9 protein-coding genes and 3 pseudogenes are annotated in these 13,035 nt (G+C 61.5%); 8 read left to right on the top strand and 4 right to left on the bottom strand.

The features are described from left to right. Nucleotides 1-20: 20 nt before the first annotated feature. Together ABIC51_RS35830 and ABIC51_RS35825 are read right to left on the bottom strand one after the other, a co-directional pair. The gene (locus ABIC51_RS35830) at nucleotides 21-941 is read right to left on the bottom strand and encodes a bestrophin family protein (protein WP_027791877.1); all 921 of its coding nucleotides are present in this window, start codon (nucleotides 939-941) and stop codon (nucleotides 21-23) included. A gap of 12 nt (nucleotides 942-953) precedes the next feature. Further along, on the bottom strand, nucleotides 954-3,278 hold the full coding sequence (locus tag ABIC51_RS35825; protein ID WP_175897540.1) for an FdhF/YdeP family oxidoreductase: 2,325 nt from the start codon (nucleotides 3,276-3,278) through the stop codon (nucleotides 954-956). Nucleotides 3,279-3,433: 155 nt separating this feature from the next. On the opposite strand from ABIC51_RS35825, the gene ABIC51_RS35820 reads away from it, so the two are divergent. Beyond that, nucleotides 3,434-4,855 (top strand): aminotransferase-like domain-containing protein, encoded by a 1,422-nt coding sequence (locus ABIC51_RS35820; RefSeq protein WP_354006951.1) that lies wholly within the window; start codon nucleotides 3,434-3,436, stop codon nucleotides 4,853-4,855. 57 nt (nucleotides 4,856-4,912) lie between these two features. Here the strand turns inward: ABIC51_RS35820 and ABIC51_RS35815 are convergent. Next, nucleotides 4,913-5,656: pseudogene (locus ABIC51_RS35815) on the bottom strand (mechanosensitive ion channel family protein); the annotation flags it as partial. A 310-nt stretch (nucleotides 5,657-5,966) separates the two neighbouring features. On the opposite strand from ABIC51_RS35815, the gene ABIC51_RS35810 reads away from it, so the two are divergent. The 5 genes and pseudogenes from ABIC51_RS35810 to ABIC51_RS35790 all read left to right on the top strand — a co-directional run bounded on the left by ABIC51_RS35810 (nucleotide 5,967) and on the right by ABIC51_RS35790 (nucleotide 11,976). Next, nucleotides 5,967-8,630: a TnsB C-terminal domain-containing protein gene (locus tag ABIC51_RS35810; protein ID WP_275905624.1), complete on the top strand. Its 2,664-nt coding sequence runs from the start codon at nucleotides 5,967-5,969 to the stop codon at nucleotides 8,628-8,630. Next, on the top strand, nucleotides 8,596-9,756 hold the full coding sequence (locus ABIC51_RS35805) for an AAA family ATPase (protein ID WP_275905625.1): 1,161 nt from the start codon (nucleotides 8,596-8,598) through the stop codon (nucleotides 9,754-9,756). Before ABIC51_RS35810 ends, ABIC51_RS35805 begins: the two co-directional genes overlap by 35 nt. A 1-nt stretch (nucleotide 9,757) precedes the next feature. Next, the gene (locus ABIC51_RS35800) at nucleotides 9,758-11,155 is read left to right on the top strand and encodes a TniQ family protein (protein ID WP_275905626.1); all 1,398 of its coding nucleotides are present in this window, start codon (nucleotides 9,758-9,760) and stop codon (nucleotides 11,153-11,155) included. A 110-nt stretch (nucleotides 11,156-11,265) separates the two neighbouring features. Continuing rightward, nucleotides 11,266-11,538, top strand: a pseudogene (locus ABIC51_RS35795) (transposase); the annotation flags it as partial. A gap of 165 nt (nucleotides 11,539-11,703) precedes the next feature. Next, nucleotides 11,704-11,976, top strand: coding sequence for a Mu transposase domain-containing protein (locus ABIC51_RS35790; protein WP_275934505.1), 273 nt, complete (start codon nucleotides 11,704-11,706; stop codon nucleotides 11,974-11,976). 66 nt (nucleotides 11,977-12,042) lie between these two features. Here the strand turns inward: ABIC51_RS35790 and ABIC51_RS35785 are convergent. Then, a pseudogene (locus ABIC51_RS35785) lies at nucleotides 12,043-12,249 on the bottom strand (ATP-binding protein); the annotation flags it as partial. A 62-nt stretch (nucleotides 12,250-12,311) separates the two neighbouring features. On the opposite strand from ABIC51_RS35785, the gene ABIC51_RS35780 reads away from it, so the two are divergent. Together ABIC51_RS35780 and ABIC51_RS35775 are read left to right on the top strand one after the other, a co-directional pair. Continuing rightward, a complete protein-coding gene (locus ABIC51_RS35780; protein ID WP_011546520.1) occupies nucleotides 12,312-12,572 on the top strand; it encodes a transposase in 261 nt (86 codons plus the stop codon). A gap of 38 nt (nucleotides 12,573-12,610) precedes the next feature. Continuing rightward, on the top strand, nucleotides 12,611-12,988 hold the full coding sequence (locus ABIC51_RS35775; protein WP_275934504.1) for an IS3 family transposase: 378 nt from the start codon (nucleotides 12,611-12,613) through the stop codon (nucleotides 12,986-12,988). Nucleotides 12,989-13,035 lie beyond the last annotated feature (47 nt).

Genomic DNA, 13,035 nt, shown 5'->3' with positions numbered 1-13,035 from the left:
CGCGAGCGGCGGCCCGCGCGTCAACTGAGGCGATAGGCCTTGCCGGGCGTCACTTCCGCCGGTAGCGGCTCGCGGTTCAGTTCGAGCAGCGTGCGCTCGATCGTCCGCGTCATGGCATCGAGCGCGAGATGGTTCGGCCCATCGCCGAACGGTTCGGCGATCGCGTGCGCGATCGCGTCGAGCGCGATCAGCGTATAGGCGACGAACACGGTGACGAACGGCGTTGCCGCGCCGATCGAATCGACGAGGCCGAACGGCAGCAGCACGCAGTACGCATAGATCGTCCGGTGCAGCAGCACGTCGTACGAGAACGGGATCGGCGTCGACGCGATGCGCTCGCAGCCGCTCACCATCGCGACGAGATCGTCGAGGCGCGCGTCGAGCATCCACAGTCGCGTATCGGCGAGGCGCCCGGCGTCGGCGCGCGCGGCGAATGCCTCGCGCAGTTCGTGAACGATCGCGACCGGCGCATACCGGGCGGCGGCGATACGCGTACAGGCGGCGCCGTCGAGCAGCGTGCGCAGGTCGGCCGCCGGATCGGTGCCGCGCAGCTGATGCTTCAGCGCATAGACGAACGCGACGACCTTGCGCACGAACGCCTGCCGTGACGCGTCGTCATCGTCGATCGCGCCGTAGCAGAGCGCCTGCGATACCAGCGTGCGCGTGGCGGTCAGCACGCCGCCCCACAGCTGACGGCCCTCGCGGTAGCGTTCGTAGCTCGCATTGTTGCGAAACCCCGCGAAGATCGCGAGCGTGAGGCCGATCAGCGTGAACGGCGTCGGGTTCAGCGGCACCTTCTCGCCGAGCACGCGGCCGCCGCCCCACACCGCGACGACGCTGATCGCGAGCGTCAGCACGAGTTGCGGCAGGATGGTCGGCAGCACCGATCCGTTCCAGACGAGCAGCATCCGCAGCCAGTGCTCGCGCGGACGAACGATCATCGCCGTGCTCCGTCAGGCGGCGATCGATGCCGGCGCGGCCGCGCGATGCAGCAGCACGGGTACCGACTTCGACGTCGGCGTGTTGCACACGTCGCCGACGCTGTCGAGCGGCACCAGCGGGTTGGTTTCCGGGTAGTACGCGCCGATGCAGCCGCGCGGGATGTCGTACTCGACGAGCAGGAAGCCGTCCGCGCGCCGCTCGATGCCGTCGTGCCACACGGTTTCCATGTCGACCCATTCGCCGGCCTTCAGGCCGAGCATCGCGAGATCGTCGCGGTTGGCGAACACCACGCGGCGCTGGCCGAACACGCCGCGATAGCGGTCGTCGAGCCCGTAGACGGTCGTGTTGTACTGGTCGTGCGAGCGCGTCGTCATCAGCGTCATCAGGCGTTCGCCGTGCAGCGCGCGGGCGCGCTGGATCGGCGTGTCGGCGGGCAGCGGGTGCGCGATGAAGTTCGCCTTGCCCGTCGGCGTGAGCCATTCACGGTCGCGCGACGCGACGCGCAGGTGGAAGCCGCCCGGCCGCGCGATGCGCGTGTTGTAGTCGTAGAAGCCGTCGACGGTGGCCTCGATCGCGTCGCGGATCTTCGCGTAATCGTCCTTGTAGGCGAGCCAGTCGATCTTGCCGCTGCCGAACAGCGCATGGCCGATGTGCGCGACGATCGCGGGCTCCGACATCAGGTTCGGCGAGGCCGGCTTGTTCATCCCGTACGACACGTGGACCATGCTCATCGAATCCTCGACCGTCACGCCTTGCGCGACGTTGTCCTGCAGGTCGATCTCGGTGCGGCCGAGCGTCGGCAGGATCAGCGCGTCGCGGCCGTGGATCAGGTGGCTGCGGTTCAGCTTCGTCGTGATGTGCACGGAAAGATCGCAGCGGCGCATGCCTTCCCACGTGCGCGGCGTGTCGGGCGTCGCCATCGCGAAGTTGCCGCCGAGGCCGATCAGCACCTTCACGTGGCCTTCGAGCATGCCTTCGATCGTCTCGACGACGTCGTAGCCGTGGTGGCGCGGCGGTTCGAAATCGAACACGTGGCCGAGCCGGTCGAGGAACGCCTGCGACGGCTTTTCCTCGATCCCGACCGTGCGGTTGCCCTGCACGTTCGAGTGGCCGCGCACCGGGCACAGGCCGGCGCCGGGACGGCCGATGTTGCCGCGCATCAGCATCAGGTTCGTCAGCATCTGCACGGTCGCGACCGAATGCTTGTGCTGCGTGATGCCCATCCCCCACGTCGCGATCACGCGTTCGCTGCGCGCGTAGAGCTGCCCGAGGCTATCGATCTGTTCGTACGGCACGCCGCTTTCGGCGGTCAGCGCGGACCAGCTTTCGTTGCGAAGATCGTCGGCAAACGCGTCGAAGCCGGCCGTGTGCTCGCCGATGAACGCGGTGTCGAGCACGCGCGGCGTACCGGCGGCGCGCGCGGCGTCGTCGAGTTCGAGCACGCGCTTCGCGATCCCCTTGATCAGCGCAAAATCGCCGCCGATCGTCGGCTGGATGAACGTCGATGCGATCTTCGTGCCCGACATCGTCAGCATCTCGATCGGGCTTTGCGGATCGGCGAAGCGTTCGAGGCCGCGCTCCTTGAGCGGGTTGATCGACACGATCGTCGCGCCGCGCTTCGCGCATTCGCGCAGCTCGCCCATCATCCGCGGGTGGTTGGTGGCCGGGTTCTGGCCGAAGATCAGCAGCGTATCGGCGTGCTCGAAATCGTCGAGCGTGACGGTGCCCTTGCCGACGCCGACCGACGGCGGCAGCCCGCGGCTCGTCGCCTCGTGGCACATGTTCGAGCAGTCGGGGAAGTTGTTCGTGCCGTACAGCCGCACGAGCAGCTGGTACAGGAACGCCGCTTCGTTGCTCGCGCGCCCGGACGTGTAGAACGCGGCCTGGTTCGGATCGGGCAGCGCGCGCAGGTGGCGCGCGATCAGCTCGAACGCGTCGTCCCATGCGATCGGCACGTAGCGGTCGGTCTGCGCGTCGTACACCATCGGGTCGGTGAGCCGGCCGTGCTGCTCGAGTTCGAAGTCCGTCTGTTCGAGCAGCTCGGTAACCGTGTGCGCGGCGAAGAATTCGGGCGTCACGCGCTTGCTGGTCGCTTCGGCAGCCACGGCCTTCACGCCGTTTTCGCAGAATTCGAACGTCGATGCGTGCTGGCGGTCGGGCCATGCGCAGCCGGGGCAGTCGAAGCCGTCCGGCTGGTTCTGGCGCAGCAGCGTGCGGTAGTTGCCGCCGGTGACCTTTTCCTTGATCAGGTTGATCGTGACGGCCTTCAGCGCCCCCCAGCCGGCGGCCGGGTGGGTGTACGGTTCGATGCGCGCGGTAGCGGATTTCTTTTTCATGATGCAACGGGTGTCGGGGTCGATGGCCGCAGAGTACGCGCGGGCCTTGTTCGGCTGTGTGTACACCTCTTCGCTTCAAAAAAGAGTACAGTTTCGGCCATTCAGGCAGTGCGGATCGCAACTGTGTTGTTGAAGGGAAGTTGAAAGGGAGGCGCGTGAAGCGTTACGAACAACTGGCCGACGATCTCCAGGCGCAGATCGAGCGTGGCGTATACCGGCCCGGCGAGCGGATTCCGTCGGTGCGGCAGGCGAGCCGGCAGCAGCAGCTCAGCGTCACGACCGTGCTGCGCGCGTACCTCGTGCTGGAAAGCCGCGGCCTGATCGAGAGCCGGCCGCAATCGGGCTACTTCGTCCGTGCGCGCGCGTCGGCGCCCGCCGAGGCCGAGCTGCACATGTCGGCGCCGACCGCGGAACCGTCGGCCGTGGACGTGAGCCGGCTCGTGCTGTCGACGCTGCGTTCGATCGCGCGCGACGACGCGGTGCCGCTCGGCTCGCCGTATCCCGATGCGTCGCAGTTTCCCGTGCAGCGTCTCGCGCGCTATGCGCAGACGATCGGCCGCCGCCGCACCCGCTGGGGCGTGATCGACGATCTGCCGCCCGGCAACCAGGAGCTGATCCGCCAGATCGCGCGGCGCTACGCGGAGCGCGGGATCGCGGTCGAACCCGGCGAGATCGTGGTGACGATCGGCGCGACCGAGGCGATCAACCTGTGCCTGCAGGCCGTCGCGCGGCCGGGCGACACGATCGCGGTGGAGTCGCCGACGTTCTACGCGATGCTGCACGCGATCGAGCGGATGGGCATGCGTGCGCTGGAAGTCGCGACGCACCCGGGTGACGGCATCGATCTCGACGCGCTCGAACGAATCCTCGAACGCGAGCGCATCGCCGCGTGCATGGTGATGCCGAATTTCCAGAATCCGCTCGGCTTCCAGATGCCCGACGCGCGCAAGCGCGCGCTCGTCGAGCTGCTGGCGAAGCACGACGTGCCGGCGATCGAGAGCGATGTCTATCACGAGCTGCACTTCGGCGACACGACACCGAGCGCACTGAAGTCGTTCGACCGCGACGGGCTCGTGCTGCATTGCGCGTCGTTCACGAAGAGCCTGTCGCCGCGCTACCGGATCGGCTGGGCGATGCCGGGGCGCTACCGCGATCAGGTCGAGAAGCTGAAATTCCTGAACACGCTCGCGACGCCCGCGATCGAGCAGCTCGCGATCGCCGAGTACCTGAAGCACGACGGCTACGACTTTCACCTGCGGCGCATGCGCAAGCTGTATGCGCAGCAGGCGAGCCTGATGAGCGCGATGGTGCGGCGCTTCTTTCCGGAGGGCACGCGGCTGTCGCAGCCGCAGGGCGGGTATGTGCTGTGGGTCGAGCTGCCGAAGCAGGTCGACGCGATGAAGCTGTATGCGCTGGCCCTCGCGGAGCGGATCACGGTCGGGCCCGGGCACATGTTCTCGGCCGGCATCGATTACCGGCATTTCATCCGGCTCAACTACAGCTATCCGTGGTCGCGGCAGATCGAGGATGCGCTGAAGGTGCTCGGGCGGCTCGCGTCGGAGTGCGCGGCGCGGTGAGGTGAGTGCCGCCATGCCCGGCGGCAGGCGGCCGATGGCCGGCCGCCGTGTCGCGCGTCATCCCGCGTGCGGCGCCTGCAGCCCGGCTTGCCCGGCTTGCACGACGCCGGCCATCTGCCGCATGTCGAAGCCCGACGGGTGCTGGTACACGCGCAGCCCGAATTCCGGCAGCACCGCGATCAGGTGATCGAACAGGTCGGACTGGATGGCTTCATAGTCGACCCAGGTCGTCGTGTCGGTGAAGCAGTACAGTTCGAGCGGAATGCCTTCGGCCGTGAGCGGCAGTTGCCGCGCCATGCAGGTCATGTCGCGGCGGATGCGCGGATGGCCCTTCAGGTAGTTCGCGACATACGCGCGGAACGTGCCGAGATTCGTCAGCTGGCGGCGGTTCGCCGGGCAGTCGCCGGCCGCGCCGAGCGTGCCGTTCCATTGCTCGATCGCGTCGACCTTGTCCTCGAGATAGTCCTTCAGCAGCGTCAGGCGTTCGAGCCGTTCGATCTCGTCGTTAGAAAGAAAACGCACGCTCGTCGCGTCGACGAACAGCGCGCGCTTGATGCGGCGCCCGCCTGCCTCGGTCATTCCGCGCCAGTTCTGGTAACTCTCGGTGATCAGTTTCCACGTGGGCACCGTGATGATCGTGTGATCGAAGTTCGCGACCTTGACGGTGTTCAGCGTGATGTCGATGACCGTGCCGTCCGCACCGGCCGACGGCATCGTGATCCAGTCGCCGATCCGCAGCATGTCGTTCGACGACAGCTGCACGCCCGCGACGAGGCCGAGCAGCGTGTCCTTGAAGATCAGTGTGGCGGAACTCATAAAAGTCGCCCTATGGAAAGGAATTGGTTCACTGACGCTTACAAATTGCACAAATAGTTACAAATTGGCGTGTCGGACCTACCTGTCCCGTGAGCGACGTCAACTATTGTGGATGCTTGCGCTGTCTATCTGGCTTAGCCCCGCAACGCGGGCGAATGTGTCATCGAAACACCGTAGAAGCGCATCGGCCAGTCGCCGCGCATGACGGGAGGTTCGACATGGTGGTCGAGGTAGCGCACAACAGCGAGCAGTGGGCTGGAGTAGCGTGGGCGGCGACTGTAAAAAGGGAGTGATCATGTTGCGCTTTGATCCCGCCATGTTGTACTCGCTGTTCGATCGGTTGGATACCCCACCTGCGACACGTCAGCAAATTCTCGACGCTTTTCGGCAGCCCGCACGCTGGACGGCGCCAACGCCCCACGCGGCGCCAAGTCGATTGCCCTGTCCCAAAATGGGGATGCATGTAAATGTGGCCAACGCCATTGAACGCCGGGCCGCGCTCAACTACATGTTTGACGACCAGGTATTCGGCTATCTCGACGCCGCGATTCCGCTATGTGTCCAATATGTGGGGAGGAACGGGCGAACAGTACGCTATAACCATACTCCGTCGTTCCTGGTGATGACAGACGAGGGACTTTATTTAGATGACTGGATGCCGTGCTCTCGTGTAGAAAAGCTCGTCACGCAAGGTGGCAGTCGCATTGTAGCTGGGGATGATCAACCGCGCTCGCCTCCGTTCGAGAAGGCGGCGCTCAGCTTTGGCCTGACGTACCGGCTCCGAACAGACCACGATTTGTCCGAGAGAGTAAGTCGTAACCAGGATTTTTTTCGGACTTATTTGCTCGACAGCATGTGCCCCAACCCGGGCTTCGATCGGGACATTGCCGAGTTCCTTCGCTTAAACGGATACGCGACTCTCGAAGAATTGTTCGATGCGATTCCGCATCGCACGAAGGACGAATTCTACTCGGCTCTGGCAAACCGACGAATGATATCTGACTGGTCGAGTGCATTTGTCAAGGACAGCAATCGATTTATGGTCTTCCGGGACACGATCACGCTTGAGGTGTATCGATGTTCGAGCACACGAGTTTCATCGGAGCGTTTGCCACCTTGGCGTAGGGATTTGTTATCCATTGGAACGAAAATCTCCCTTGCCGGAACAGCTTACACCGTTGCTGCGTCCGGGGATCTCGACGTGTTGCTTCAGTCGGACGAGATCCGCGAGCCACTTATACTGCGGCAGTCGTTCGTTGAACGGGCCTACGCGTCGGGAACCCTTGTACTGATCGATGACGTTGACGGTTCCCCCCAACTGACCTTGGATTCCCCGTGGCGATATGCAACCACCGGCGCAGTGTTGCATGCGCAGAAGATGCGAGACCTGTTGGCCGCTTGGGAGGCCGGAGTGCGAAGTGAAGCGGTTCGGCAATACACTGACCGGACGTACCGCGAGTACGCTCAAAAGAAGCGTAAAGCGTTGGCAAACGGAACGGACGTGTTGGCAGCGTTCCTACCGCGCTGGGCAGCGCGGGGAAATCGCCGTGTGAAAGTGAAGCCGGGGGTCGACGCGCTGATTGCCAAGACGATCGAGGAAAAGTACGAGACGCTAACTGGAAAGTCCAAATGGTTTGTGTACGCCGAGCTCTGTGATCGACTAGCGCAGATTGGTGAAACGGTGTCGAAGCAAACCTTCCTGAAGCGTATCAAACGAGAAGACGGCGCACGTCTGGCGCGGAAACGGCGCGGAAGGAAGGCCGCGTATCAGGTGACACCGCTGTATTGGACGATGAATCGAGAGACGCCCCTTCATGGGGACTACCCGATGCAATTTGTCCACATTGATCACACACCTCTGGAAATAGACGTAATCTCGATGGAGACCGGCGAATCGTTGGGGCGCCCGTATCTGACGTTGCTCATATGTTCATATAGTCGCCGAATTCTGGGCTTCTATCTTTCACTGTTGAGTCCGCGATATTTGAGTTGCATGGCGGCCATCCTCGATATGGTCCGTCGCTTCGGACGCGTGCCGTCGACCTTGATCTTTGATGGAGGAGCGGAGTTTGGCTCCAAGGACTTCATCGGCTTGCTGGACTTTCTGCGGATTGAAGCCAAGAGTCGCCCCGCGTCTGCTTGCCGACACGGCACGGTGATCGAGAGGCATTTTGGTATTACACAGTCGATGCTGCTTCACAATCTTCCTGGAAACACGAAGATGCGTCGATGTGTTCGTGAATTGACGCAAGAAACCGACCCTGCGCGATTGGCTAACTTGACGCTGCCTGACTTGTATGAGGGCCTCGAGAAATTCTTTTTCGAAATATACGATACCCGGCGTCATGGGACGTTGCTGGCATCGCCACGATCGATCTACGAGAGCGGGATACAAGTTACCGGGGAGCGGCTCAATCGTCTGAAGCGCTACGAAGACTGCATACCCCATGCATTTCCGACCGTTCGGGGCACCACACGCGTTCTTGACGCGCAGCGCGGCTTGAAATTGAACTATGACTGGTATCGCAATCCTCGACTGGAGTTGACACGCTATCACCAACGAAGGGTCGAGGTAAAAATGCATTTGCTGAGACCGGAAATCGCGTACGCCCATGTCGACGGGGAGTGGATTCCCATGTATTCGACCCGCTGGCAGTTGGATGAACAAGCGACCGATTTCGTGAGCCAGGCGCGGGCCGAAGAGCGACTTGTATTGTGCCGTAGGACTCAAGTATCCCACCTCAAGTCAATGGTCGAGACAACGCGCCTGGCCGGCGAAATGATTGAATCGTCGGGGCATCGAACGGCGGTCGAGACGGTGCCGGAGACTGCGGCTGCATTGCCGGCCGCCAGTTCGACTTGCGCGAAAACGCCCAACGTGTCGATGGAGTCGACGTTCGAGAAACTGGAAACAGGAGGTGCTCGTGGGTACCGGTACACGTTCGAAGGCCCGCACTGATGTTTTGTATCCGCGCGAATTAGAGGCCGCCGCTGCTCCCGTGAGGTTGACCTACTTCAAAGATTCAATTGTGGCGCATCCTATGTTCGATGCGAAGCTTGCCGAGCTACGATCGTTGGTCGGCAGCGGCTTGCGCGGAACGATGTTGGTTCTGGTTGGACCGGCTGGCGTGGGGAAAAGCGCATTGGGCGAAGTGCTCTGTCAAATGGAGAATCGGGAGTATTTTGATGCGGTTCCTGACGATCCACATCGGATCCCGGCAGCTTGGGTGGAGGCATGGGCATCCGAGCGTGATCGTTTTGATTGGGTCGATTTCTATGAATCGATCCTCGGTGCGCTGCAAATTCCTCTGATTGGTGAAAGTGTGCCCGAGGTCAAGCGCACGTTGGCGGGACGTGAGATCGTGGTGCCGGTGTTTGACCGACATCCGCGCCCCACACTTCGCATACTCCGTCAGCGTTTGCGACGCGCGTTGGTGATGCGCTCACCTGCGCTCATTTTCGTTGATGAGGCATCAAACATTCTACTTTCCCGTGAGCATGAACATTTGAAGCGGCAGGCCAATACGCTCCGATCCATCGTGAATCGGGCCGACACCAGGCTTTTGCTGACGGGGGCGTACGAGCTTTACGAACTCGTGACGCAAAGCGGACAGCTCGCGCGGCGGGGAGAGGTGATTCATTTCAGGCCATATCAGCAGGATGAAGCGGAACAGTTTATGCTCGGCTTGATTGCGCTTCAAAACTGCATGCCTTTGAGCCGGCGACCTTCATTAGGGCGCTTCGCCGACAAGTTGTTCGAGCAGTCTCTGGGGTGCATCGGGCACTTGAAGCGAATTCTGGTCAGGGCGATGTCGATCGCAATGGCGGAGGGCAAGCAGATTGATGATTCGATACTCCTTCATAGTTGCTACCCTCCCGCAACGCTTGAACGCCTCCGCCAGGAAATCAGATTGGGGTATCGACGTATCGAAGGCAAGCCTCATCCCGATGAGGCTGAGCAAACTGATTCAGAGCAGGGTCCCGGCGACGCGGCTACTGTCGGGCGCTCGACAGTAGGGAAATCCGTTTCGCGTTCGAAGCATGTTGGTCGGACCACGCCAAGCCGCGGCTGGTTTGGAAACTAGCATGCAGATGTACGACTCGAGATATCGGATGCCGGAGCGGGCGCTGTTTGCCACGGTGCCCCAGGCAATAGATTCGGCTGCCCGTCAAAAGCTGTCTGACTATGTTGCCCACATGGCCGCTGATGCCCAAGTACCGGTGGGTGTGCTGGTGCGCACTTTCGTGGATTGGCCGACGACTGCGACAGGGAAGAAGCAGCCCTTTGCCTCCGGGCAGCGACTGGGTTATGTCAATGGGGCAGGCAAAACGGCGCATGCCTGGATTCGGTGTCTCGAGCCCCTTGTCGCTCGGCAAGATTTAGAGCGACTGACGCTTTTGCCTATTCACCGCACAATTGGCAACATTACCGGCTGGCTGACTAATTCGCGTCGATGGTGCCCAATCTGTCTGCAAGAAGATCTGGAGCAAGGCAGACGAATCTATGAGCGCCTGATCTGGTCCGTGGGCCTTGTTCGAAGCTGTCCGGAGCATCGCTGCAGTCTGGTCAATATCTGCCCGCAGTGTGGGTTTACGCACTGCCACGAACTTGACCGGCGACGACTATCGGGGTTTTGCTCCGGATGTGGCGGCTGGCTGGGCGGGGAGGCAGACATCGGAGGGCCCTTGCCGGGGTCTCAATATGATCAATGGGTGGCCGAAAATTTTGCTGCGCTTCTGGCATTTCCCGCGGAACGGCTGAATGAATTATCGCCCCAAAATTGGCCAGGTATGCTGGAGGCTGGGATAGAAGTGACGGCGAATCGGAAGGCAGTGAGGTTCGCCGAATTGTGCGCCACCGGGGCGTCGAATATCTGTGAGTGGCGTTCGGGTAAATCGTACCCCTCGATTCGCGCAGTGCTACGCATCTGTTGGGTGTTCGATATTCCGCTAGTTGATTTTCTGCGAGGCTCACAAGCTGCCTGGACCGATGCGACTGTTCGAGCGCTGCCAGCTGGAATGGCAACGACGGTACCCCGAACCTTCCACCGTGATGAGGATTGGGGGTACATCAAGAACGTGCTGACGAGCTATGCGGCGGGCGAGCGTCTATGTGGCAGTATGCGTGCTGTCGCCCGAGAACTTGCCTTGGACCGCAGCGTGCTGCATAGGCATTTTCCCGAACTTGTGCGTCAAATTGCCCGGTTGGGTCAACAAGAGCGTTTGGACGCGGCGGTCGCGCGCGAGATCGAACGACGCGATAGAATTTTGGCTTGCGCGCTGCGGATAGTTCAGATGTTGCTCGCCCAGGATATTTATCCAAGTTGGCGACGTATCGAGAGCATATTGCGAGACCAGTATCAAGTAATTATCACGCGTCGTGACAACTCGTTGCTGCGACGCGCCCAAATCCAAGGTGGGGTCCTTCCTAAAAGGACTGAAAAGGCAGCAGAGGCACGCCGTGTCATGAACTCGAGCCGTTGACAGCTGTTTTTTTGGAGTCGCAAAAAAATTGACCCTGACCCAAGAAATAGTCCGGTGCAAAAGTAGAGAAATTCGGCATGATGTGTCCAAGCGGACACGAAGGCCATGCCATGAAGACGAGCAAGTTTACGGAAGAGCAGATCGCATTTGCCCTGAAGCAAGCCGAGCTGGGTACGAAGGTCGAGGAGATCTGCCGCAAACTCGGAATAAGCGAGGCGATTTTCTACAACTGGAAGAAGAAATTCGGAGGGTTGGGGCCTTCTGAGCTGCGCCGCTTGCGTCAGCTCGAAGAGGAAAACGCGAAGCTGAAGCGGCTCGTGGCGGACCTGAGCCTGGACAAGGCCATGCTGCAGGACGTACTCGCAAAAAAGCTCTGAAGCCTGCCCGTCGGCGCATGTTGATCGATGAATTGCGTGATCGCTATCGAACCAGCCTGACGAAGACTTGCGCGTTGTTTGGCATGTCTCGTTCGCTGTATTGACCTGAGACGTTTCTTGTAGCCATATGGCGAGTGAGTTCTCTTTTATCCTAGAGGCAAGGAGAACTCGATGAAGAAGCGATTTACCGACGAGCAGGTCGACGTGCGCTACACCAGGACGAGCGTCGAGATCTTCCATCGTGGCCAGCGCATCGCCGCCCATGCCCGAAGCGAGCGGCGCGGCCATCACAGCACGATCGCCGCGCACATGCCACCGAACCACCGGGCCGCCACCACGGAGTGGAACCCGCAGCGCCTGCTTAAATGGGCCGCCAGCATCGGCCCGCGCACGGCCGCCGTCGTCGAGCACCTGCTCGGCGGCCGTCAGCACCCGGAGTGTTGATTTCCACCGAATCTTGACCCACCGTTTTCATCTAAATCTGACCCACCCCGAGACAGCGTAGTACATCTATTCCGGTGTGGATAACTCCTCACTGCCTGCTGCTTTTGCTGCTCTCTTTCTGGTTGCCTTCGCCTTGGCAGAACTGGACTTGAAGCGCCAGGATTCATTGCCCGTTTCGACGATGTGGCAGTGATGGGTGACGCGGTCCAGCAGCGCCGTCGTCATCTTTGCGTCCCCGAACACGCTCGCCCACTCGCCGAAGCTGAGGTTGGTGTGACCTGCTCCCCGCGTTTAGTACGGTGACGGTGTAGAGTCCGTTCCAGAGAGGAACGGCAATGAAAAAGCGATTCACCGAAGAACAGATCATCGGCATCTTGAAGGAAGCCGAGGCTGGCTTGAAGCCGGCGGAGCTGTGCCGCAAGTACGGCATCTCGGAAGCGACCTACTACAACTGGAAAGCGAAGTTCGGCGGGATGACGGTCTCCGAAGCGCAGCGCCTGAAGGAACTGGAGCAGGAGAACAACAAGCTCAAGCGCCTGTTGGCCGAATCAATGCTCGACAACGCCGCGCTGAAGGACCTGCTGGCTCGAAAGTAGCAAGCCCGCAGGCCAAGCGCGAAGCGGTCCGGATATTGATGACCGAACGTGCCATGGGTGTTACCCGAGCCTGCGGGCTGGTAGGGATTTCGCGCTTGCTGTTCCACTACGAATCACGCCGCCGAGTTGACGACGAAGCGCTGACTGGCCGGATGATGGCCATCGCCGCGCAGAAGCGCCGATACGGCTATCGCCGGATTCACGTGCTGTTGCAGCGGGATGGCTGCTTCGCCAACCACAAGCGCATCTGGCGCCTGTACAGCAAGGCGGGGCTGAGCGTGCGCAAGCGGCGACGCAAGCGTATTGCGGCTGTCGAGCGCACGCCGCTGCCGTTGCCAACAGGCCCGAATCAGAGCTGGTCGATGGACTTCTCTATGGTCCACCCGCAAACCGCAAGCGCAGACTGGTGGCGATAGACGACTCGCGTTTATCTATCCGGCCTATAGCGATCCGATCGAATCCG

Origin of the sequence: Burkholderia sp. 572 (assembly GCF_040545135.1) — a bacterium.
Classification (GTDB): Bacteria; Pseudomonadota; Gammaproteobacteria; order Burkholderiales; family Burkholderiaceae; genus Burkholderia; species Burkholderia cepacia.
The sequence above is the reverse complement of the archived record's forward strand: the minus strand, read 5'-3'. Positions and strand labels throughout refer to the sequence as shown.